Genomic DNA, 23,340 nt, shown 5'->3' on the forward strand with positions numbered 1-23,340 from the left:
TTGTCCCCGGTGATGATGCCGGGGACAACTTTTTTGTTAGTCTTTTTTCAGCATTTTCACCTTCTTCACTTTCGGTTTGGATTCATCACCCAGCAGGATAGCCCAGGGGGCCATTTCTTCGATATTCTGACAAATAATTTTAATGATGGCGATAGTAGGGATGGCGAGAAACATTCCGGGAATGCCCCATAACATATTGCCGAGTACAACGCCCACAATAGTGACCAATGCGTTGATCTTCACCTTAGACCCCACAATACTGGGGAACAGGATGTTGCTGTCGAACACGTGAATGAGGAACAGGGCGATCCCTGCCTGTAATGCTTGTATAGGCGTGCCCGTAGCCAGGGTGACCAGGATAATGAGAATAGCAGCTGTTAAAATGCCCACATACGGAATAATATTGAAGATGGCTGCCATTACCCCAAGCAGGATAGCGTATTTGATGCCAAGGATAAAAAACAGCGTTGTATTGAGAACTGCTATTATCACCATTTCTATCATCAGTCCGCCTACATAGCTTTTAATAATGGTGCGGGTGCTGGCAATAACAATGAGCAGTTTTTCCCGGTGCTGTTCCTGGAAGATCTTTATCAGGAAAGATACCAGCAACCTGCGGTAAAAGAGAATAAAGAAAGCATACAGGAATACAAACACTACAAATATTAACAGGGAAGAAACAGAAAGGAATGTTTGACTGATGAAGCTGGTAGCAGTGCCCAGTGTGCCCATCATGGCTTTTTCCACGTAATTCATCTGGGTGCTGGAGTTGATATGGAATTTGGTGTTCACCCAATCCTGGGTGGAGTCGATCACCAGCATCAGTTTCTGTTCCAGCTGGGGGAAGTCGGAAATAAAGGCTTCCATTTGTTTGCCCAGCAGTAGTATTAACAGTACCAGGGCTATGATAAACAACAATACGGCTATAATAGCTGCCAGTCCGCGGGGAATGCGCCATTTTTCCAGTTGGTGAACCACAGGCAGCAGCATGATGGCAATAAGCATGGCAAACATGAGCGGAACAATGATACCGCTGCCTACGTGGGCAATGTAAATAATAAGGATGATGGAAAAAAGGGTAAAAGTGAGACGGGCAGTAAACGGAAGTTTGATCTCGTTCATGGAGGTAGTGCTTTTATCAAAGATATTAAAAATCAAGGTGTATAACACGGGAAGGTGATTATACATTTGTTACATCGAAAAGGTTGCAGTTACGCCTTGCTTTCTTTATTTTAGGGCATGCCTGAAAAAATTTATCACTTATGAAAAAATTGTTTGCCCTTTTACTGCTTGTTGGTGGCAGTGTGTCCCTTTCCTTTGCAAAACCCTTGCCGGCGGACACGCTTCCTGTGCGCGGTTTTTGTATAGCAGCGCCCAGAGCGGAAGGCCTGGTTTCTTTCCTTAAATTTATTGATACCGAGCTGGCGCCGCGGCATATCAACACATTGGTGTTGCGTGTTGATTTTAATTACCAGTTTAAATCACATCCTGAGCTGCGTGATGCAGGCGCTTTAACGGAACAGCAGGTAAAGCAGCTGGTTCAAACCTGCCGAAAACACAACATCCGCCTGATACCACAGATCAATTTGCTTGGGCATCAGTCGTGGGCAGGTACCATTGGCAACCTGCTGAAGATATACCCGGACTTTGATGAGACGCCCTGGGTGAAGCTGCCGGCAAACTATGTATGGCCTAATGCCGACGGACTGTATTGTAAAAGTTATTGCCCGTTACACCCGGGCGTACATAAAATTGTTTTTGAGCTGGTAGATGAGATCTGTGATGTGTTTGAAAGTACCGCCTTTCATGCGGGCATGGATGAAGTTTTTTATATCGGGGAAGATAAATGCCCCCGTTGCGGTGGTCGTGATAAGGCAGAATTATTTGCCGGGGAAGTATGGGCGATCCGCAATCACCTGGCGGAAAAGGGCCGTGAGCTATGGATGTGGGGCGACCGGTTGCTGGATGGCAAGCTTACCGGTTTAGGCGCCTGGGAGGCGAGTATGAACAATACGCACCGTGCGGTGGACCTGGTTCCAAAAGATGTGATCATCTGCGACTGGCATTATGAGCGCCCTGATAAAACGCCGGTATACCTGGCCATGAAGGGATTGGCGGTAATTACCTGTCCGTGGAGAATGCCTGCCAATGCAAAGCAGCAACTGAAAGATATGTACGATTACCGAGCCAGCGCCACCAAAGAAATGAAGCCGCGTTTCCGGGGGATGATGCAAACGGTGTGGACGGATGCCGCCGGTTTCCTGAATGAGTTTTACGGAACAGGCAAACCGCAGAAAGATACAGTGAATACAAGCGCCAATTGTTTCCGGGCGATATTTACCAGATAGTAGAGCAGGGAAGGGAATAAGGGTCTGGTTATTCCCTTCTTTTTAATAATGTTTTTTGAGCAGCGGGATAAATATTTCAGAATATTTCGGGCCGTCGAGCGAAATAAAAAAGTGATTCCCGCTCATTTTGAATACTCCTTCTTTACAATTGGTGCTGATAAAGTTGTACATGGGCATGCCAGCGGTGGCAAAGTCCATAGGCACCGGCAGTTTGAGATAATTGCCGCCCGCTATCCGTTTGGTGGCGAGATAGGCATGGTTCTTTTGCAGTTGTATATGTGCGCCAATAGCCGATGCAGGAATCAGCAGTCCGGCAAACATGGATAATTTTTCATAGTTGGTTACCGGTACTGCATCGAGGGTTCCCGTAATGATCCTGCTTTGTGGCAGATCGTATAATGTCTGCATCTTTTTAAACAGGTTGTGATAAAAGTTCATCCTGGCGATCATTTCTGCGATGGGGTCCTGGCCCCGGGAGATGAAGGAGTAGTAGAGGACGCTGTCCGGCATCCTGATCTTTTCACAGCGATCGTAGTTGAACAGTTCCTGGAATGCTTCATTGCCCAATGCGTTGGTAATGGTTTTAGTGATCTGGAGTGTTCTGCTTTCATTGGGCAGGATAATGATACGGCGGAAATCCTTGGGGCTTTCTTTAAAGTGCAGCTTGAAGGCTTTGCTGAAAGCGGCGATGGTGGCATATCCGCAATATTCGCTTATTTCGCTGATGTTATAACCGCTATGCCGTAACAGGCCAGCACCCAGTTCCAGGCGGTGCCGCTTTACATAGTGCCAGAATGGTTCTCCCATATAGCTGGCAAAAGTGTGATAAAAATAGGAATAGGAAATACCGAGGCGTTCCGCCACATCTTTAATATTGAAGGGATCACTTACATGATCATCTGCATAAGATAATCCCTGTAAAGCAAAATTTTCGAGTTGTTCTTTGGTAAGTAGGGCGGCCATACAATATGAGGGATTTAGTTGACTTTCATCGGATCCGGTATGCTGAGCTAAGTCCTGTGTCAGAAGATAATTACGTGAAATATGATGCCTAATTTAATTTTTTTTATGGTTCTCCCGGAGTAAATTTTTAGATCATTTTATATGATTGATTTTCAGAATGATATACAATTGTCTTAGTGTAAATATTTTTAATATATAGAAAAAAGCTATCGGGAACCAGGGTTCGCGGCAGGAAAAAAATCAAAAAAGCTAAAATGGACAAACCGGTAACTGCAGGAATGAATAAATTTGATAGTCGTGTCATGTATATACCATCAGTCAGGCCAGTCAAAAGGATCATTAACCATTAAAGTCATTTTGTCCTATAAATCCTGTTATGGAGTTGCGGGCCATTCGCAACGCCATTGTCCGGCAGTTCAGCATAGTTGGCACAGGAAAGTTTAACCTTTTTATTTTATGGTAGCCGTCATCATTGTTTTAGTTTTATTATTGTTATTGGGCTGGACGATATTGTTCCACCATTTCAGGGCCCTGCGGGCAGCAAATGTTAATCTGGTGAAACAGGAACAGAAAGAAGCCTCGTTATTATTCCAGCTGCACGAGGCAAAGGAAAGATATTGCAGACTCGAAGAAAAGCTGCGGAAGCTGCAGTACGAGCTGCAAAAACAAAAAGAGAATCATCACTGAAAATAACATCCACCTGGTTTTTGATGCCATTACTTCCGGGTTTGGCGATATTTAGTTAGGTTTGCCGGCATGCAGGTAGTTTTTCAGATCACATCCGGAGAGCAGCATGCCCAGTTATCTATGCTGGGGCAACTCAATAATCTGCTTAATTATACCGGCGAACGTGAAGCACGTATAGCCGTGGAGGTGGTAGTGCATGGTCACGCCTGGAATCTGCTGCTGGCAGAAGGGCATCCTTTCCCTGAAAAAGTAACCGCTTTGCATGAGCGGTCCGTCCGTTTCCTTATTTGCAGCAATACCCTGAAAAGCCAGCAGCTGACAGTACAGCAGCTGTTTCCCTTTGTGGAAGTAGTACCTGCGGCCATAGCGCACCTGGTGGAAAGGCAGCACCAGGGATGGGCTTATATAAGATGTTAGTTTAATTGTTTATTAGTTAATTGGTTTATTAGTTTATTTTTACATTTTTAAAGTAGTTGTGCCAGGAATGCAGCAGAAAGTTTGAGGGGGAGGCACCAAATAAAAATTGTGGTAATAACGTTAAATGGATGCACGATTAAATAGGACTAACCTCTTAAACTTAAATACATTGAAATTCTCCAAATCTACCGGAATACTGTTGTTATTCATGGCAGTTCCCTTTTTTACCTTTGCGCAGGACTGGCATGTCGGCGCTTTTGCAGGTATTTCCAACTACAGCGGGGATCTTACCCAGCAACGGGTGGATATGAAATATACCCGGCCTGCACTGGGACTGCTGGTGAGAAAAGACATTAACCGTTACTTTACTATCCGTGCCGCCTTTACCTGGGGAATTGCCACAGGAGCCGACAGCACAAATACAAACAAAGACCTGCTGGCCCGCAACCTGAGTTTCCGCTCAAACGTATTTGAAGGTAGCCTGATTGGCGAGATCAACTTTTTTGACCTGGATGAAAAAGGATTTACGCCTTATGTATTTGTAGGTGTGGGAGGTTTCGGCTTTGATCCTACAGCGAAAGACCAGTCGGGTAACCGGGTAAGGCTTCGGCCCCTGGGTACCGAAGGGCAGGGATTACCTCAATACCCCACCAGGCAGCCTTACGACCTGTTTTCCTTCTCTTTCCCTTTTGGAGCCGGTATAAAGGCCAATATCAATGAAAAATGGACACTTGGATTTGAAATAGGGCTTCGTCCTACTACCACGGATTACCTGGATGACCTGAGCACTAATTATGTAGACCAGAACACGTTGCTCACTTACCGTGGCCAGAAATCGGTGGACATGGCTTACCGTGGTGATGAAGTGACCGGCAAAGCGACGCCTGGAACCTATCCTGCGGATGGGACTATACGTGGTTCCGATAAACATAAAGACTGGTATGCCTTTTCCGGCTTTACCATTACCTACCGTTTGGGTGGTGGCAGCGGCTGGGGAAAACCGAAGGCTACCCGCTGCCCTATACTGAGGCCATAATCAATTAATACTCATGCTTTAACGATAGCATAAATCCCGGCATACGCCGGGATTTTTTTATTGGCATAGTTGTTGAATTTATGAGTTCAAACAGGTATAATGCAGCCACCAGCTTATGGCGGATCGCAGTATCACAAATCGCGGAGAGAGTAATGAAACAACAGCCCGCAAAAATAAGTTGGTGCGCCACTGCCTGTTTTGCTAACGAAAACGAAGTGCCATGAAGAAGTTTTTAAATATAGCTTCCGTGATGTTGATAACAGGTGCCATGAGCGTTTCCGCCCAGCATCGGCCGCCCGCACCGCCACTGCCGCCAAGGCCTCCGGCACCGGCACATTTACCACATCCACCGGCGCCGCCTTTGCCACCAGGGCTGCCCAGGCCGCCAAGGCCTCCGCATCACCGGCCACCGGCTCCGCCGCATCCACCGCATCATTATAAAAAGCATTATAAAAAAAGGCATAAGCCTCGCAGATATACTTTTATCGAGTATCCCGGATCCGTTTATGCTGTTGCCGATGCGCCCTTTACCCGGTATACGGGCTGAAAATGAATAACACACCACAACTTTTATTTGCCAACCGATCTTGAACTAAAAACCAAAAAAAATGAAAAAAGTACTGCTGTTGATGCTGCTTATTGGCGGCACTGTGCTCACCACGTATGCACAAAGGGGACGCGGCCATGGATATGGACACGGACGTGGACATGACCGTTGGGATAATGACCGCTGGGAAAGATGCGAGCGCCCAAGGAGAGTGTATGTACGCGACAGATACGATCGATACGATGATTGCTACCGCCGGCCACGGGTGGTATATGCAAGGCCTGCGTATTATCCGGCTGTAGTACCTGTTCCGGTACCGGTACCGCCTCCGGTACGCTACTATCCGTCCAGGCCAAGAGCCGTATTCCACGCAGGTGTTACCATAGTGAACTGATAACTGAAAATGGAATAAATGAGATGCCTCCCGTTTTTAAATGGGGGGCATTTTTTATTGCGGTGCGGGATGGTTACTTTTGTTGATTGGTAATAAGATTCAACATGGCATATAAACATCTCAGACATTTTATAGATACGCTGGAACAGGCAGGAGAACTGGTACGCATAAAAACTTATGTGGACCCTAAACTGGAAATCGCTGAAATCACCGACAGGGTGAGCAAATCGCCAGACGGAGGCAAAGCCCTGCTGTTTGAAAATACCGGTACCGGTTTCCCCGTATTGATCAACTCTATGGGCAGCTACCGCCGTATGTGCCTGGCGCTGGGCGTGAATGAACTGGATGATGTAGCCGGTGAAATTGAAAATCTCTTTAAATTATTATCCAAACCCAAGGAAAGTATACTCGATAAACTGGCCCTGTTGCCAAAACTCGGACAATTTGCCTCCTGGATGCCCAAAGTGGTAAGCGGTAAAGGCAGTTGCCAGGAAGTGATAATGGCCGATCCCGATCTCAGCAAACTACCGGTGCTTACCTGCTGGCCTAAAGACGGAGGCCCATTCATCACGCTTCCCGTGATCCATACCAAAGATCCTCTTACCGGCACCCGTAACGTAGGAATGTACCGGATGCAGGTATTTGAAAAAGATATGACCGGTATGCACTGGCATAAACACAAAGTATCTGCCAAGCACTTCATGGAATACAAGAAGCTGAATAAGCGTATGCCCGTTGCCGTAGTACTGGGCGGGGATCCTGTTTATACCTACTCCGCTACTGCGCCGCTCCCTGAAAATGTGGATGAATATATGCTGGCAGGCTTTCTCCGTAAAAAGAAAGTAGAACTGGTAAAATGTATCACCCAACCGGAAATAGAAGTACCGGCAGATGCCGATTTTGTGATTGAAGGTTATGTGGAACCTGCTGAAGACCTCATATGGGAAGGACCTTTTGGGGATCATACAGGCTATTATTCACTGGCCGACTGGTACCCACGGTTTCATGTAACGGCTATCACACATCGCAAAGACGCCGTATACCCGTCAACGATAGTAGGCATTCCGCCACAGGAAGACGCCTGGATAGGTAAAGCTACCGAACGTATTTTCCTGGCGCCTATTAAAATGACGCTGGTACCTGAAATCATTGACATGGAAATGCCGGTGGAAGGCGTGTTCCATAACCTGGTGATTGCACAGATCAAAAAAGACTATGCAGGCCAGGCACAGAAGGTAATGAATGCCATGTGGGGCGCAGGCCAGATGATGTTTAACAAGATCCTGGTAGTAACAGACGATGGCACAAAGATCAATGATTACAAACAGCTGGCGCAATATGTCTTCCAACACCTGAATCCTGCTACCGACATATACCTGAGCCAGGGCCCAATGGATGTACTGGATCATTCCTGCTCCAAAATGGGCTTTGGCGGTAAAATGTGTATAGACGGTACCCGTAAATATGAAGAGGAGCAGGATACAGCTTTTGTAACAGTTCCTGCACCCCGTCAGATAGACACGGCGGCGATCATGCAGCAGTTCCCCGAAATAAAAGGCATTAATGCTTCCCTGCTCCAGCTGGATATTTCCTGTATACTGGTAGCGGTAGAAAAAGCCCGCCCTTCGCATGTACGGGAACTGAATGAACAGCTGTATACGCTGCCCGCACTCGCCGGTATTAAAATGATCCTCTTCGTGGAGCATACGGTAGATGTGAGCGACCTTGCCTCCGCATTATGGCGTTTCTGCAATAACCTGGACCCTAAGCGCGACAGCTTTATAGTTCGCGTACCAAGCGCTGAACCCGGCAGGTATGTAGGTGGCATTGGTATGGACGGTACCCTCAAAACCAGGCTGCTGGACAATTTTGAGCGCGACTGGCCCAATATCATTGTTGCGGACGATGCCACTATCCGGAAAGTGGATACCAAATGGCCTGAACTGGGCATGGGGCCTTTACTTACTTCTCCTTCTCTTAAATATAAACAGCAGATCTATGGCGAAGAAGCGGTGGTACAACAGTAGTTACCTGCTGCTGATCCTTTTACTGGCTGGCAGCCTGCGAACTGCCGGCCAGGTGAGCCCTGCCGATTTCCGCTTCCTGGATAAACTGGAAGGCACCTGGAAGATGAATACCCGTAAAAGCACCATCGTGGAAACATGGAGCCGGAGCAACGACTCTACCTGGACAGGGAAAACCTGGCGGGTAGTGGGAACGGACAGCGCGTTGCAGCAATCCATGCAGCTGGTACGAAGAGGCGCCGACATCTTTTATATCCCGGCTTATGAAGGACAGGATAAACCCGCTACCATACATCTCCGGTTACGGGTATTAAAACCAATTGGTTTTGTAGCAGAAGACCTGAACAACGATTTCCCCAAAAAGATCACTTATCGCTTTAAAGATGCCAGGCACCTGGATGCACGCGTAGAAGGCGTACGGGATGGCACTATAGAGGAATACATCTTCCAGTATTCTATTTCCCGGGATTAAAGATTCCCGATTGCGTAAATCATTTTCCCGCTTCGAGAGAGCGGAGCGGATAGCTGTGCCTATTTTTGTATGACACACGATACACAGCACCAAGATATTCTCAATAAAGCAATAATTTGAGTTGGTCGTACAAGTAATGCCGCGCCTGTTCACAGGAAGCGGCTTTTTTGTGCGCGCCTTCGGCGCGGAAATTGTCTTGGCTCAGGATTAGGCTGATTAGGCTGATTACACTGATTTTCCTGTGTTTTGTTTTGGTTTTTTGGGGGAGAAGATTTTGGATGCGCCTTCGGCGCGGAAATTGTCTTGGTTCAGGATTAGGCTGATTAGGCTGATTACACTGATTTTCCTGCGTTTTGTTTTGAATTTTTTGGGAGATAAAAAAATAAGGGAGACAGCAGCAAATAAATTCGCTTCTATCTCCCTAGAAAATATTTGGTGCAAAACGCAGGAAAATCAGTGTAATCAGCCTAATCAGCCTAATCCTGAACCAAGACAATTTAAAAGCGCCGAAGGCGCTCGCTATTTGTGGATCTCCGAAGTAAAGTTGAACTGGATCTCCGGGTTATTGGTGCGCTCTGTATTCAAGTACCATTCCGATTGGGCCAGGTATACGAGGTGGCCGTCTTTATCTTCCACGATATTGGAGGATTTAAAGCGAATGAATTCTTCAATCTTGTTTTTAGGACCGGTGAGCCAGCAGGCCTTGTAGAAAGGCAGGGTATTGAACTGGCAGGCGGCGCCATATTCCTGGAGCAGGCGGTACTGGATCACTTCAAACTGGAGGTCGCCCACGCAGCCAATGATTTTGCGGTTGCCGCCGTGCTGGGTAAAGAGCTGCGCCACGCCTTCATCTGTAAGCTGGCGGATACCTTTTTCCAGTTGTTTGGTTTTCAGCGGGTCTTTATTCACCAGTTCCTTGAACAGTTCAGGCGAAAAGCTTGGAATGCCGGTGATGTAAAAGTTTTCACCTTCCGTAAGGGTATCACCGATCTTGAAGTTACCGGTGTCGAACAGGCCCACTACATCGCCAGGGAAAGCATCATCTACCACGTTCTTTTCACGGGCAAGGAAGCTGTAAGGGTTACTGAACCTAACGTCCTTGTCTAAACGAACATGATGATAGAATTTGTTCCTTTCAAATTTGCCGGAGCAAACACGAAGGAAAGCGATACGGTCGCGGTGGCGGGGATCGAGGTTGGCATGGATCTTAAATATAAACCCGCTGAATTTATCTTCGTTCACGTCTATTTCACGCGTGGTGGCAGTGCGGTTACGCGGAATGGGAGCGATGTCCACAAAGGTATCGAGCAGGTCTTTCACCCCAAAATTATTTACAGCGCTGCCGAAGAATACGGGGGCCAGTTTACCGGCCAGGTAATCTTCCCGGTTAAAAGCGTCGTACACGCCTTCGATCAGCTCTACATCGCCACGCAGCTGGGCGGCATCTTTTTCATTGAAGTGCTCGTCGATGTAGCTGCTGCTGAGATCTGTGAGCGGCACTACATCTTCATCGGTAGCTTTCTTATTGGGTAAGAAAGATACCAGGCTTTTATCGTACAGGTTGTAAACGCCTTTAAAGTCGCTGCCCATGTTAATAGGCCAGCTGAGGGGCCTTACGCGGATGTTGAGTTTTTCTTCCAGTTCATCCAGGAGATCGAAGGGATATTTACCGTCGCGGTCCATTTTGTTCACGAAGATGATCACAGGCGTATCGCGCATGCGGCATACTTCCATGAGTCTTTCTGTTTGTTCTTCCACCCCTTTCACACAGTCGATCACCAGCACCACACTGTCTACCGCCGTAAGCGTACGGTAGGTATCTTCTGCAAAGTCTTTGTGACCGGGGGTATCCAGGAGGTTCACCAGGATATCGCGGTATTCGAAGGTCATTACGGAAGTGGCTACGGAGATACCTCTTTGTCTTTCAATTTCCATGAAATCCGAAGTAGTATGTTTCTTTATTTTATTGGACTTCACCGCACCGGCTGTCTGGATAGCTCCGCCGAACAGGAGGAATTTCTCTGTCAGCGTAGTTTTACCGGCATCCGGGTGAGCGATGATAGCAAAGGATTTTCTTTTACTGATTTCGTTAGCGTACTTCATATATATCCGAAAAATGGCAGCAAAGGTAACTAAATTTTTTGTCCGGCTATATTTCGTGTTTATTGGCACTGCCCGTGCCGATAAATCCGCTAAATTTGGAATATGATAGCGACCCTTAAAATATTATGGAATAGTTTCAAAATGGCGATGCAGGAGCTGCGGGTAAATAAATTGCGCACTTTTTTATCGTTGTTTGGGATTACCATCGGCATCTTTTGCATCATCGCGGTATTTACGCTTACCGGCAGCCTGGAACACAATATCAGGAAGGATCTGGCGGACCTGGGCGATGATGTGGTATATATGCAGAAGTGGCCCTGGGGAGGCAATGGTGAGTATCCCTGGTGGAAATATATGAACCGCCCGGAGCCGGAATATAAAGATCTCAAACCTATCCAGGATAAGGTGCAGAGCGCCAGTTTTGCTTCCTTCAACTTTGAATCGGGTAATAAGAAAGTGGAGTTTGGAGATGATTATATGAATGGGGTGACAATGATGGCGGTGACTAATGACTTTGACCAGATACAGACCTTACAGATCCTGGACGGCCGTTTTTTTGCCAACAGTGAGAGTAACAGCGGCGCCAATGTGGCTATACTGGGCTTTACGATATGGGATGGGCTTTTTCCTTCGCCGGAAGCGGCCATGGGCAAAGTGGTAAAGGTAGCCGGCAGGGATGTGAAGGTCATCGGGCTGCTGAAGAAAAAAGGGGAGAGCATGATCGGCGGGATCGGGTATGATAATGCCATCATCCTGCCATACCGGTTTGCCCGCACCGTGGTAGATGAACGCCGTTTTGCGGACCCATACATCCTTATTAAAGCAAAACCCAATGTGAGCATGGAACAGCTGAAAGATGAGCTGAGGGGAGTAGTGCGTGCCAGTCACCGGTTAAGGCCTAAAGAGGAGGATGATTTTTCGCTGAATGAGATCAGTACGGCCAACGACAGCCTGAACTCTATGTTTGCCGCCATTAATATGGGCGGGGGACTGATTGCTGTGTTTGCGCTCATTGTAGGGGCTTTTGGTATTGCCAATATTATGTTTGTAACCGTAAAGGAACGGACCAATATCATCGGGTTGAAAAAGGCCATAGGAGCACGGCGGGGCATTATCCTGATGGAATTCCTGCTGGAAGCGGTGAGCCTCTGTCTATTGGGGGGAACATTTGGGTTACTGCTGGTATACCTGCTTACAGTGATTATTAACCTGTCTGGTACTTTCGAGATGGTACTTTCCGCGGGATCTGTTATATTCGGGCTGAGCATATCTGCCCTGGTAGGCTTGCTGGCGGGCTTTATCCCGGCCTATACCGCCAGTAAGCTGGATCCGGTGGTGGCCATCCGGAGCAACTAAGCAGGGCTTAAAAATACGGCAACAGCGGGGCTGTTGTACAGGCGGGGTTTTCCCGCCTTTTTTATTAATTTTGTTCCTTATGTCGGTTAAAATATTAGCTATAGAGTCGTCCTGCGATGATACAGGAGCAGCAGTGATCGTAGATGGAAAGGTATTATCCAATCATATTGCAGGCCAGAAAGTACATGAACAATACGGAGGCGTGGTACCGGAACTGGCTTCCCGGGCCCACCAGGAAAATATAGTGCCGGTGGTGGATATTGCCCTGAAAACCGCGGGCGTGAAGCGGGAGGAACTGAGCGCTATTGCTTTTACGCAATCGCCCGGTCTTATCGGCTCCCTGCTGGTGGGCAGCTGCTTCGCCAAGTCCATGGCCATGGCGCTGGATATCCCGCTGATAGGCGTGCATCATATGCAGGCGCATGTGCTGGCTAACCTGATTGACGATCCCAAACCGGATTTCCCTTTTTTATGCTTAACCGTATCCGGAGGCCATACCCAGATCGTTTTATGTGAAAGCCCGCTGCGTATGCGGGTGATTGGCGAAACACTGGATGATGCTGCCGGCGAAGCTTTCGACAAAAGCGCCAAGATATTGGGATTGCCTTATCCCGGCGGCCCGTTGATTGATAAGTATGCTCAAACAGGTAATCCTGCCCGGTTTAAATTCCCCGAGCCACGTATCCCGGACCTGAACTTCAGCTTCAGCGGGCTTAAAACGGCTATTCTCTATTTCTTGCAGGAGAATCAGCAGAAAGATCCGGCTTTTATCTCTCAAAATCTCCCCGATATCTGCGCTTCTATACAGCAACGCATCATCAGTATATTACTGAACAAGGTGCTGAAGGCATCGGAAGAAACAGGTATCCGCGATATTGCCATTGCCGGCGGCGTAAGCGCCAACAGTGGTTTGCGCGCTGCATTGACGGAGTGGGGGCAAAAACATCAGTGGCGTACTTTTATTCCGAAGTTTGAATATTGTACAGACAATGCGGGCATGATTGCGATTACCGCCCACTATAAATACCTGGCAGGTGATTTTGCATCACTGGATGCGGTACCTACTGCAAGAGCCGCTTTTTAACCGCTTTTAAATTCCGTTAACAAGGGACGGTAAAAAGGAACTGCTAATTGTTAAAATTCTATTCTCATCCATCCATATATCGGTTTAGCTTTATGCTCGCCTTTGGCGATGCGGATTTTGTCTGACTCAGGATTATGATGATTAGGCTGATTACGGGATTTTTATAACTGTTTCATATCTATGAAGAAAAGCTTTGTTTTTTTATTGGGCCTTGTTGTGATGGGCAAATTATTATTGGCGCAGACGCCTGTGGCCCAGACGGAGTGGAAGAACCAGAAGTATTCCATGTTCATCCATTGGGGAGCGATTTATTCTACGCTGGGCGGTGTTTGGGAAGGCAAACCTGTTACCCGGGGATACAGTGAGCAGATACAGTCGCACGCCGGAATTTATAGTGATGTGTATGGCGATGTTGCCAAACAATTTCACCCTGAACATTGGAATGCCGATTCAATAGTACTGCTGGCAAAGGCTGCGGGCATGAAATCGGTGGTGATGACTTCCAAACATCATGATGGCTTTTGTATGTTCCATACAGCCTATACAGATTATAACGTAGTGGATGCAACACCTTTCAAGCGGGATGTGCTGAAGGAATTATCGGATGCATGCCGCCGGCATGGACTGAAATTCGGGATGTATTTTTCATTGATCGACTGGCATTTTCCGCAGGCATATCCTATCTCAAGCAGCAACAGCGATCCTGTTACCCCCGAACATCATGAGTTTAACAAGAAGCAGGTAACGGAACTGATGACCAACTATGGCCCTGTATCTGAGATCTGGTTTGATATGGGATCGCTTACCGCGCAGCAGAGCCGCGACCTGGCAGATATTGTGCATCGGCTGCAGCCTGGCTGTATGGTTAGCGGACGTTTGGGTAATGATGCCGGTGATTTTTGTGTAATGGGAGATAATCAATATCCCGATTATAAGATTGCTTCCGCCTGGCAAACACCTGCTTCCGTATATGATGAAACATGGGGATACCGCAGCTGGCAGCAACACGGCAAAGCCACAGATAAGGCACATGAGAAATTGGAAGGGTTGATTAAAGTGGTAAGCCGGGGTGGCAACTACCTGTTGAATATTGGTCCCCGCGGGGACGGCTCGGTTGTAGACTTTGAAAAAGAAGTGCTGCTGCTCAATGGTGCCTGGCTGAAACTCAATGGAGAAGCTGTTTATGGCGCTTCAGCCAATCCGTTTGATACTACATTTGCCTGGGGGGAAGTAACCGCGAAGCCCGGGAAATTATACCTGCATTTACTGCAGCAACCAGAACAGGGCACTATTATATTGCCCGGACTGAACAGTAAGATCAGCCAGGTTACATTACTGGGCAGCGGGAAGAAGGTGCCGGTAAAAATCTCGCTGAAAGATAATAACACCTATCTCCGGTTACCGGCAGATTTTAAACTGGCCGATAAAGAAATCCCGGTACTGGCTGTTGCTTTTAAAGGAGCGGTGGATATTACACCTATGCACCTGCTGCGCCATGCCACCCGTTTAAACAGGCATAATGCCACGCCTTTATTCAGCTTCTCCGGTGTTGATTATGAAAGCTACTACCGTAGTGAAGTGGGTGAATCATGGGCATTTACTGCACAGAAGCCGGCAGCCCTGCAACTGGTGTACAGTGATGCGGAGAAAGGCCGGCGTATTGCCCTCACGCTGAATGGCGTTAGCAGCGAAGTACTGCTGGATGGAGGCGTAACCACTACACTGAAAAATGATGCCGCTTCCCTGCAATGGGGCCCGATGTACAGCGCAGGACCGTTTTGGTCCGGCATTGATGGAACACATGGCAGCGTAAAAAATATTGATCCTGCACAGCCATGGCCAGATAAAGACAACGCTGCATGGACATTGCACAGCGACTGGAAAAATGATGCGCCCATTACTTTAACCGCCGGCAGGAGCGTAGCCAGTTATATCTTGCAGGAAATTACTGCGCCGAAAGCGGGTGATTACCTGGTAGGTTTTGACAGCGGAGATGGTATTGCAGTATACCTGAACGGAGAAGAACAGGTGTTACATAATAATCCCGAACGTGGAGGAACACAATCGGAAGCAGTGCTCTTATCGCTTAAAGAAGGAAGGAACCAGTTAGTGGTTAAATACTATAACCGCTTTGCAAAACAGGCAGTAGCGGGCATCAACCGCAATGTACCGCAGGTAGTATATGTACAGCAGCTGCCAGTATATATAAAGGGCAATGGTAAAGTAGAAAGCTGTGTGATCAGGGAGGCAAACCCGGTATCTGTTCACCGTAATTTACGGATGCCCAACCTGGCGCTGGTGTTAGATTCAAAATAAAGATGGCAAACACATTTTTTAAATTCAAGCAGTTTACTGTTCACCAGGAGCACTGCGCCATGAAAGTATGTACAGATGCCTGTATACAAGGCGCTTTCACGGCGCGGTACCTGGCAGATAATGAAATAACGGCGCCGGCTATACTGGATTTAGGCGCCGGCACCGGGCTGCTGAGCCTTATGCTGGCGCAGCAGGTAGACGGGGTAATAACCGCGGTGGAACTGGACGCTTCCGCGGCGCTCCAGGCCATGCAGAATTTTGATGATTCTCCCTGGGCGCACAGATTGACCCTAACCAAGCAGGATATACGAAAGATGGATGGGGCTGTGAAGTATGATTTTATTATCAGCAACCCGCCGTTTTATGAGCATGCGCTTAAAAGCGGGCATGCAGGAAAAGACCTGGCGATGCATGCCACCAACCTGAGTTACCAGGAGCTGATCACAGCAGCAGATCAGCAACTGGCCGTTTCCGGCGAGCTGTCTGTATTGCTGCCATATACGGTCTTTGAAGGTTTCAGAGAATTGGCGCTGGCAGCAGGGCTTCACCTGAAGCAGGTGTTATATATCCGGCAGAGTGTGAGTCATGGCTTTTTCCGGACTGTGGGTATTTTTTCCAGGAAGCCGGGGAATACAGTGGTTACCGAGCTTTCCGTGCATGATGCGGGAGGGGTGTATACGCCGGGGTTTGTAGAGTTGCTGCAGCCGTATTATTTATATCTGTAATTTTTTGTACTTTGGCACTCTATTTATCCTGATATGTTTCGAGTAGCCAGAATTTGTTTGTTACTTTTATTATTACCTGTCTTTTTATACGCCCAGAAAGAGATAAATATCTGGTATTTCGGATATAATGCAGGATTGAACTTCAACACTAAGCCAGTCACAGTTCTTACTGATGGACAAACCTTTACCCGTGAAGGGGTAGCCACTATCTGTGATGGTGCTACCGGTCAGTTGCTCTTTTATACAGAAGGCTCTACAGTATGGAATGCCCAGCATGGTATTATGCCTAACGGTACGGGACTTATGGGAGATCCATCCAGCGTACAGTCGGGAATTGCAGTTCCTTTTCCAGGACATCCCGGACAATATTATCTTTTTACCACTATGACCGGCAAGGGATTTCGGTATAATATTCTGGATATGGCCCTGGATAACGGTAAAGGTGATATTATCCCCTCCACCAAGAACACTATATTACTCAGCAATAATGAAAGTACCGAGAAAATGGCTGCCACGCGGCATTGTAACGGCAGGGATTACTGGATAGTAACACATGCTGCCAACGGGGCCACTTTCCATGTATACCTGCTTTCACCCTCTGGGTTATCGGCGGCTACTACGTTTACAGTGGGGGCTACTATTCACCCGGGAGGCTGGGAGGAAACCGGTTATATTAAGTTTTCGCCCGATGGAGGAACGATGGTTCATTCCCTGGGTTCCATCGCGCAGGGTGCTATGAGCGTGGTAGACTTGTTGAAGTTCGATAACAGCACCGGGGTAATCAGTGCTCCATTTTGCTTCCCTGGATGTCATTTTCCCGCTTGGTATTGAGTTTACACTCAGTGGCAGGCTTTTATATGTTGTGAGTATGAACTATCTGCATTGGGGTAAACTATTCCAGTATGACCTGACTGCACCTGATATTAACGCTTCCCGGCAAACCATTGTCACCAGCACCGATGATATCCAGATGGGCGGGCTTCAGATGGGGCCTGACGGAAATATTTATATGGGATTTGAGCAGGTGTACAATGCTGGCTACCGGTATGTGGGAATGATCCATGCGCCGGAGGTGAGAGGTGCTGGTTGTAATTTTGAGCGGGATGCGATAGATATGGATCCTACCGGCGTAGGGCATAGGACATCGCTGTCTTTTCCTACGTTTGTAAATAGCTTTCTTTACATTGCCGCCGACTTTACTGTGTCTGATATTTGCGGAGGCGCTCCTCTTTTCAAGCTGATTAATGAGACCGGAGTCACCAGCGTTTTATGGGATTTTGGAGATGGAACTACTTCTACTGATCTCTCTCCCCGGCACACATATGCCACGGGAAAAAAGTATAATGTAAAGGTAAAGGTAACAAGTCTATGCAGTACGGATGAAAAAACAAAAGAGATCAATATTGGCAGCAACATTGAGGAAAGGGTTACAAAAGCCATTTGCAGCGGAGACACATATACATTACCGGATGGGCGTAAGGTTGCGGTGGCGGGCGATTATACCAGTACATTGAAAAGACTGGCAAACGATTGTGACAGCGTTATTGTTACTACCCTAAAGATATTGCCGGTTTACCAATTGACAGAAAAGATCACTATCTGCAGCGGAGACGAGTATCAGTTACCGGATGGGAGAAAGGTAAACAGTTCCGGCACCTATACTTCTTCCCTCAAAACCTACCAACATTGCGACAGCATTATTACCACAGAGCTTTATGTACCGGTAAAAGATTACAAGGTGAATGCCAGTATTTGCGAGGGAGATACCTACCAGTTGCCAGATGGAAAAACAGTGACGGCTGCAGGTACTTACAGTACTGTGCTTATATCGTCATACGGGTGCGATAGCGTCATTACCACTACCCTGGTGGTGAATCCTGTTTATAAAATAAAGGAAGTTATCAATATTTGTGAAGGGGCCAGCTACCAGTTACCGGATGGTCGTATTGTAAGCAATGCAGGGCAATATACATCCCGCTTCACCACTTATCAGGGATGTGATAGTCTTATTATAACTGATCTGCAGTTACGGCCTCCATATCATGTTATCAAGGCTGTCTCTATATGTGAGAAAGAATCTTATCTGTTGCCAGATGGACGGCCGGTAAGTACATCAGGAACATATTTATCTTCATTAATTTCCCATTATGGCTGTGATAGTATTATTACAACACAGCTTACAGTGATGCCTGTATATAACATTGAGAAGTATGATACCATCTGTAACGGGGAAAACTATACACTGCCGGATGGAAGAAGTGTGCACAGCGCAGACCATTATGTGAACACTTTATTTACCACAGGAGGATGCGATAGTATAATTACTGTATACCTGGCAGTAAAAGAGAAACCGCAGGTAAGACTTGATCCTGAAATGTGTTTATTTTCCGGCCAGCCTGTTACGGTCACATTACCTTCTGGGTACGACAGCTATGAGTGGGAGAGTGGTGATAAAGGAAATGTTTACCTCATCCGTTATCCGGGTGTATACAGGGTAGCTGTTTCCAATGAGTGTGGCACGGTGGTCCGCCAAACGGTGGCAAAGGAATGCGCCGTAGATCTGTATGTTCCAACTGCATTCACTCCAAATGGAGATGGACAGAATGATGTATTCAGGCTTCGTCAGCCAAACGGCCAGGTGTTGCTGGAGTTCAGGATATTTAACCGCTGGGGGTATGGAGATATTTTCTACTACTGATATAACGGTGGGCTGGGATGGTACGCATAAAGGCCAGCTGCAGCCGGTTGGAGCATATGTTTATTTTATCCGCTATAAGAACATCAATGGCACAGAAAAACAATTGAAAGGCACTGTTAATCTTTTACGATAGCCTCCCTTCGAATGATCTTCAAGATAACAATTGCGATATTTTTATTTTGCAACTTCGCAAAGTTTCTTAGATTCATTTTATGAAGAAGATACTTTTTTACTCGCTGTTCTTTCCCATGGTTATTGCATGTAAAAAACAGAATGCACAGGCTATATCAAATCTGCCGGAACCAGATCCTGCTGTGAACGGGAGTACCTATACAGTTATAACTGCGGTGACCAATATATCGTTGGACAGCGGAACCATATGCCGGCTGGGTTTGGCGCCATACGCATCGTTTTTTAAATTTGACCGTAGCATAAAAAACGGAGACTTATATTATAAGGCAATTGGGGAGAGCGCAAAGTATTTCAGGCCATTAAAGTTCTTCATAGCAAATAATGGAACCGGGGTAATAGTTGCAGTAGCTGCACCCAGTAAACCAGAGGTAGATAAGTTCAATAAAGAGTGGCATAAAGGTGATTGAATAACATGTTCTGTATTAAAAATAAAATGGTTTTATGAAAGAAAAACGGTTGCCCCGCTTTTTTGCAAAGAAAATTTATCAGCTATCGCTAATATTACTGCTGGCTACGGTTTTAGGTGCCGGGTGTAAAAAATCATCACAAAAGAATCCCTGTGAAGATGTGCTCAGTGAAGGAATGCCGGCCCAGGCAGCATTAATTTTGCTGGATAAACAAACAGGGGAGAATATACTGTTATCAAAAAATATTGATACTTCTGCCATAACAATTAGCCCTGCGCCATTGGGTTTGAGAGGAGGAGTGATCGTAAAGCAAACAGGATCACCAATGTATGGAGCGCTGGTAATTCCTGTGACTGATACGAAGGAAGGAGTGTTTAAGTACCGGATAGATATTGCCAATGTAGGTAGTATTACGCTATCTCACACTAACAGGAAAGAGAAATCCGATAATATCTGTAACCCTTATTATATAAGCATTACGGAGCCTGCAATAGAGGATCATCCGTTTACGGTTTCGCGAACTGGTTCACGGCTTATGTTTGAAATAAAGCTTTAGTGTAAAGCAAAATGCTATTGAATTATTTATGATGTTGTTCCTTTTGCATAGTCGTCGAGATAACTATACCTGGCAGTTAGTTTACCCTTGTCTGTAATGGTGGCATTCATGATTGTTTCGCTATCTGTTTTCAGCAGCTCATCAAAAACATATTTCATCAGCTGATCTCCAAAGTATTGGGAAGCATCTCTTGGCAGCTCATTGGGGAGGTTGCTAACGCACATCATATCTATTGTTTCGGGAAGATAGGGGGCCGTTTGCTCCATCTTGTCTTTTGTAACGCCATATACGGGATCTTCAATGGTGCTGTCGCCCAGGTTACAGGGAATGGAACCGTTGGTATCATCTGTAATATCGGCGATCACCTTAATACGGAAGTTATCTTTTTTCAGGTCATCTGCCTGGAAGAGCGGGGGGATTTTCTTATCCCAATAGATCCCATTCATAAGGATATCGCTTGCAGTAACATAAGGAAGAAAACGGCATTCGTACGCCTCCGGGTGCTGGTGGAAGTCGGCGCGGCTGTATGTTTTATCATCTTTCCGCAGGTATAGCTCTCCAGCTTTCAGCTGGGTATATACCGGGTAGGAATAGGTATTGATCAGGTATTCTTCCGGTGGAAGATATTTGATACCGAGCAGCCCCATTATTTCCAGGGCGCCGGCGGCCACGCGGCCGGAGCCGGTGATCACTATCTTCAGTGGAGGCAGTTTGATCCCGAAATAATGGTTGATCAGTTCCTGGAAATCGTGGCAGGTGTGTACCCTTTTGAAGTGAAAGGCCTGCGTTTTTTCCCCGTAAGCCATCAGGCCATTATGAGCGCCCACAATACCGGCAAAAAAGCCAAATCCAAGGATACGTTGTCCGTCGGGATGCACAAGGCATTCATAATCTATTAGCGTAATCCCTTTTTCCAATATAGTTTGGAGCATATGTTGGTTATGCGGCTGCTTCTTTTTGGTATGGCTGAAGAACAGGTATGTTTTTCCAGACATCAGTTTATCAGCAGGTACTTCTTTAATACCCAGCAGTATAGTGCAATGAGAAAGATCTTCCCGGAGGGTGATGCCTGCTTTTTCATATTCTTCATCTTTGTAGCATCGTAACGGGGAAGGCTGTACGAATATCTGCACCTGTGGGTAATGATGCATGATCCATTGGCATTGCTTGGGAGTAAAGGCAACCCTGTTATCGTGGGGGTGCTTTTCTTCCCGGATAAGTCCGATATGTATCTTGTTTTCCATCTTTGAATGTAGGGTATTTTCGCGAACTGTATGTCTTTGTAAACCCGCCGGGACGCCTGTTAACAGGGCGTTAGAAAAAAAAATATACAAAAATGTAAAATTTATTTGTGAATTAAGTAAGAGTTTCTATATTTGCATCCCGCAAGCGAAGCGGTAAGTTCATTAGTAAGATTGCCCAGATGGCGGAATTGGTAGACGCGCTAGACTCAAAATCTTGTTTCGGCAACGGAGTGCAGGTTCGATTCCTGTTCTGGGCACCAGAAGCCTTGTAAGTCATTTGATTTACAAGGCTTTTTTTATTGAGCGCCCTGCCAGATTTTTGTCGCTTTCTCCCACTAGATCTGATTAGCAAATTAATCAGGGATAAATTATGTAAGCCATTATCTCTTTGTGCCTAAGGGAAGGGAAGAGAAAGCCAGCACGTGGTACAACTATCATTGATCATAGGGTATTCAAAAAACTTCCAGGCCTATATATTTACGAATTGAGGCCGCAGAATGCTTTTATCGCTCGAAGTAAGTTCAGGCCCTGCCGCCAAACGATCTAAAAGCTGTTCCTGCAGAAAGCTATTAGTGATTTTGAAGAAATTTACCGGAAACTGGCTGAGTGAGGATTCCTTTGATTTAAACGAAATAACATAGCCCCAATCGGTTATTGGATTGAGTTACATCGGCACAGCGCCATGCGCCTGATTTTAGGGGAACAATTCATAACTGTATTACAACATCCGGCTTACAGATAAAACAGGAAGCAATTCCTGTTTTATCACTATTTTACTACACCCAATTGCTTCATCATCGTAAGCTCATCGGTAACCCGCCAATGCTCCGCTATTTTGCCATCCACGATCTCCTCAATATTAATCTGGTTAACGTTTACCCGTTTACCGGAAGGTGGTATACCAAATAAACTATCCGTTTGTGTGCCTGTCATTACCACTCTGGCCACTATCCTGTTGTTTGTGGCAATCACATCTTTGATGGTATAATGCAGATCCGGAAAGGCTTTCCTGATCGCTTTTACAATTGGCTTTAAACCATCCGGACCTTTTGGTGGATTAGGAACGGAAGGGGTATGATTGATATAATCCGGGCGCAGCAATTCATCGAGTACATCCACCTGTCCGTTATTCCAGACTTCATTAAAATAGCGCTCCACCAGCTGTTTATTTTTTTCTGGCGCGGCGGGAGCAGGATGATTACAGGCCGTGAATAATAACAGGATAGTTCCGGGCAGTATCAGGGCCGGCAACGGGAGCTTCGCGGGTTTAACAAGTATATTGTCCACTGCATATTTACCGCTGCCATTTACGAGCACGGCCAGCGACAGGCCTATTACCAGCAGATGATATTCATAACCCTCGCCTTTTTGTGTACCAAACCAGTTCATAAAAAAACCGTTCTCTGTGTGAGCGGTAAAAATAATGCCGATAAATAAACAGATCATGGCGATCGACCAGATCCTGGAAGCAAAACCAACGATCAGTGAAATGGCGCCGAGAAATTCAATTGCAATCACGAGGAACGCGATCAGCCAGGGAAGATGCAGCGTACCAGTAAAAAAAGTCATTTCATTGGTAAAGCCCGGACCGCCAAACCAACCAAATACTTTCTGCGCGCCATGGGGAAATAATATCAGGCCTACCGTAAGGCGTAATATCAGGCCTGTCCAGTCATTGCGTGTTCCAAAAATTTGCTGTTTCATCTATTTGTGTGTTTAGAACAGCAAATGAACGATGCATGAAAATCAAAAAAATTAAAGTAGTTGAAGA

22 protein-coding genes and 1 tRNA gene are annotated in these 23,340 nt (G+C 46.5%); 18 read left to right on the forward strand and 5 right to left on the reverse strand.

Features of this window, described 5'->3' with window-relative positions:
* Positions 1-36: 36 nt before the first annotated feature.
* Positions 37-1,122 (reverse strand): AI-2E family transporter, encoded by a 1,086-nt coding sequence (locus ABIE50_RS16100; protein WP_209857189.1) that lies wholly within the window; start codon positions 1,120-1,122, stop codon positions 37-39.
* Between the two features lie 140 nt (positions 1,123-1,262).
* On the opposite strand from ABIE50_RS16100, the gene ABIE50_RS16105 reads away from it, so the two are divergent.
* The gene (locus ABIE50_RS16105; protein WP_209857191.1) at positions 1,263-2,348 is read left to right on the forward strand and encodes a family 20 glycosylhydrolase; all 1,086 of its coding nucleotides are present in this window, start codon (positions 1,263-1,265) and stop codon (positions 2,346-2,348) included.
* A 42-nt stretch (positions 2,349-2,390) separates the two neighbouring features.
* Here ABIE50_RS16105 and ABIE50_RS16110 read toward each other — a convergent pair whose 3' ends face one another.
* Complete coding sequence (locus ABIE50_RS16110) at positions 2,391-3,311, reverse strand: helix-turn-helix transcriptional regulator (RefSeq protein ID WP_142685386.1); 921 nt, start codon at positions 3,309-3,311, stop codon at positions 2,391-2,393.
* Between the two features lie 456 nt (positions 3,312-3,767).
* On the opposite strand from ABIE50_RS16110, the gene ABIE50_RS16115 reads away from it, so the two are divergent.
* From ABIE50_RS16115 to ABIE50_RS16145, 7 genes are all read left to right on the forward strand, one after another.
* Positions 3,768-3,998 (forward strand): hypothetical protein, encoded by a 231-nt coding sequence (locus tag ABIE50_RS16115; RefSeq protein ID WP_209857193.1) that lies wholly within the window; start codon positions 3,768-3,770, stop codon positions 3,996-3,998.
* Between the two features lie 69 nt (positions 3,999-4,067).
* Positions 4,068-4,415 (forward strand): DsrE family protein, encoded by a 348-nt coding sequence (locus ABIE50_RS16120; RefSeq protein WP_209857201.1) that lies wholly within the window; start codon positions 4,068-4,070, stop codon positions 4,413-4,415.
* Positions 4,416-4,584: 169 nt separating this feature from the next.
* Positions 4,585-5,451, forward strand: a complete 867-nt coding sequence (porG, locus tag ABIE50_RS16125) for a type IX secretion system protein PorG (RefSeq protein ID WP_209857203.1) — start codon at positions 4,585-4,587, stop codon at positions 5,449-5,451.
* Between the two features lie 198 nt (positions 5,452-5,649).
* Positions 5,650-5,892, forward strand: a complete 243-nt coding sequence (locus tag ABIE50_RS16130) for a hypothetical protein (protein ID WP_209857205.1) — start codon at positions 5,650-5,652, stop codon at positions 5,890-5,892.
* A 167-nt stretch (positions 5,893-6,059) separates the two neighbouring features.
* Positions 6,060-6,392, forward strand: a complete 333-nt coding sequence (locus tag ABIE50_RS16135) for a hypothetical protein (protein ID WP_209857207.1) — start codon at positions 6,060-6,062, stop codon at positions 6,390-6,392.
* A 104-nt stretch (positions 6,393-6,496) separates the two neighbouring features.
* Complete coding sequence (locus ABIE50_RS16140; protein ID WP_209857209.1) at positions 6,497-8,419, forward strand: menaquinone biosynthesis decarboxylase; 1,923 nt, start codon at positions 6,497-6,499, stop codon at positions 8,417-8,419.
* Positions 8,391-8,888: a DUF6265 family protein gene (locus tag ABIE50_RS16145; RefSeq protein WP_209857211.1), complete on the forward strand. Its 498-nt coding sequence runs from the start codon at positions 8,391-8,393 to the stop codon at positions 8,886-8,888. Before ABIE50_RS16140 ends, ABIE50_RS16145 begins: the two co-directional genes overlap by 29 nt.
* 519 nt (positions 8,889-9,407) lie before the next feature.
* On the opposite strand, the gene ABIE50_RS16150 is transcribed toward ABIE50_RS16145, so the two are convergent.
* On the reverse strand, positions 9,408-10,991 hold the full coding sequence (locus ABIE50_RS16150) for a peptide chain release factor 3 (RefSeq protein WP_209857213.1): 1,584 nt from the start codon (positions 10,989-10,991) through the stop codon (positions 9,408-9,410).
* A gap of 102 nt (positions 10,992-11,093) precedes the next feature.
* On the opposite strand from ABIE50_RS16150, the gene ABIE50_RS16155 reads away from it, so the two are divergent.
* From ABIE50_RS16155 to ABIE50_RS16195, 9 genes are all read left to right on the forward strand, one after another.
* Positions 11,094-12,347, forward strand: a complete 1,254-nt coding sequence (locus tag ABIE50_RS16155) for an ABC transporter permease (RefSeq protein WP_209857215.1) — start codon at positions 11,094-11,096, stop codon at positions 12,345-12,347.
* A 79-nt stretch (positions 12,348-12,426) separates the two neighbouring features.
* Positions 12,427-13,431 (forward strand): tRNA (adenosine(37)-N6)-threonylcarbamoyltransferase complex transferase subunit TsaD, encoded by a 1,005-nt coding sequence (tsaD, locus tag ABIE50_RS16160; protein WP_209857217.1) that lies wholly within the window; start codon positions 12,427-12,429, stop codon positions 13,429-13,431.
* Between the two features lie 180 nt (positions 13,432-13,611).
* The gene (locus ABIE50_RS16165) at positions 13,612-15,747 is read left to right on the forward strand and encodes an alpha-L-fucosidase (RefSeq protein WP_209857219.1); all 2,136 of its coding nucleotides are present in this window, start codon (positions 13,612-13,614) and stop codon (positions 15,745-15,747) included.
* A gap of 2 nt (positions 15,748-15,749) precedes the next feature.
* Positions 15,750-16,472, forward strand: coding sequence for a tRNA1(Val) (adenine(37)-N6)-methyltransferase (locus tag ABIE50_RS16170; protein WP_209857221.1), 723 nt, complete (start codon positions 15,750-15,752; stop codon positions 16,470-16,472).
* A 33-nt stretch (positions 16,473-16,505) separates the two neighbouring features.
* Positions 16,506-17,303: a hypothetical protein gene (locus ABIE50_RS16175; RefSeq protein ID WP_209857223.1), complete on the forward strand. Its 798-nt coding sequence runs from the start codon at positions 16,506-16,508 to the stop codon at positions 17,301-17,303.
* 37 nt (positions 17,304-17,340) lie between these two features.
* The gene (locus ABIE50_RS16180; protein ID WP_209857225.1) at positions 17,341-19,170 is read left to right on the forward strand and encodes a PKD domain-containing protein; all 1,830 of its coding nucleotides are present in this window, start codon (positions 17,341-17,343) and stop codon (positions 19,168-19,170) included.
* Positions 19,148-19,303 (forward strand): T9SS type B sorting domain-containing protein, encoded by a 156-nt coding sequence (locus ABIE50_RS16185; protein ID WP_209857227.1) that lies wholly within the window; start codon positions 19,148-19,150, stop codon positions 19,301-19,303. The genes ABIE50_RS16180 and ABIE50_RS16185 overlap by 23 nt, the downstream gene beginning before the upstream one ends.
* A 79-nt stretch (positions 19,304-19,382) precedes the next feature.
* Positions 19,383-19,769 carry a hypothetical protein gene (locus ABIE50_RS16190; RefSeq protein ID WP_209857229.1) on the forward strand — a complete coding sequence of 129 codons (387 nt, stop codon included), beginning with the start codon at positions 19,383-19,385 and terminating at the stop codon, positions 19,767-19,769.
* A 34-nt stretch (positions 19,770-19,803) separates the two neighbouring features.
* The gene (locus tag ABIE50_RS16195; RefSeq protein WP_209857231.1) at positions 19,804-20,325 is read left to right on the forward strand and encodes a hypothetical protein; all 522 of its coding nucleotides are present in this window, start codon (positions 19,804-19,806) and stop codon (positions 20,323-20,325) included.
* A 26-nt stretch (positions 20,326-20,351) separates the two neighbouring features.
* Here the strand turns inward: ABIE50_RS16195 and ABIE50_RS16200 are convergent, their stop codons facing one another.
* A complete protein-coding gene (locus ABIE50_RS16200; protein WP_209857233.1) occupies positions 20,352-21,569 on the reverse strand; it encodes an NAD(P)-dependent oxidoreductase in 1,218 nt (405 codons plus the stop codon).
* Between the two features lie 173 nt (positions 21,570-21,742).
* Here ABIE50_RS16200 and ABIE50_RS16205 point away from each other — a divergent pair.
* Positions 21,743-21,829, forward strand: a tRNA-Leu gene (locus tag ABIE50_RS16205).
* A 508-nt stretch (positions 21,830-22,337) separates the two neighbouring features.
* On the opposite strand, the gene ABIE50_RS16210 is transcribed toward ABIE50_RS16205, so the two are convergent.
* Positions 22,338-23,273, reverse strand: coding sequence for an ester cyclase (locus ABIE50_RS16210; protein WP_209857235.1), 936 nt, complete (start codon positions 23,271-23,273; stop codon positions 22,338-22,340).
* Between the last annotated feature and the right edge of the window lie 67 nt (positions 23,274-23,340).

The organism is Chitinophaga sp. OAE865 (genome assembly GCF_040546735.1).
Lineage (GTDB): Bacteria > Bacteroidota > Bacteroidia > Chitinophagales > Chitinophagaceae > Chitinophaga > Chitinophaga polysaccharea_A.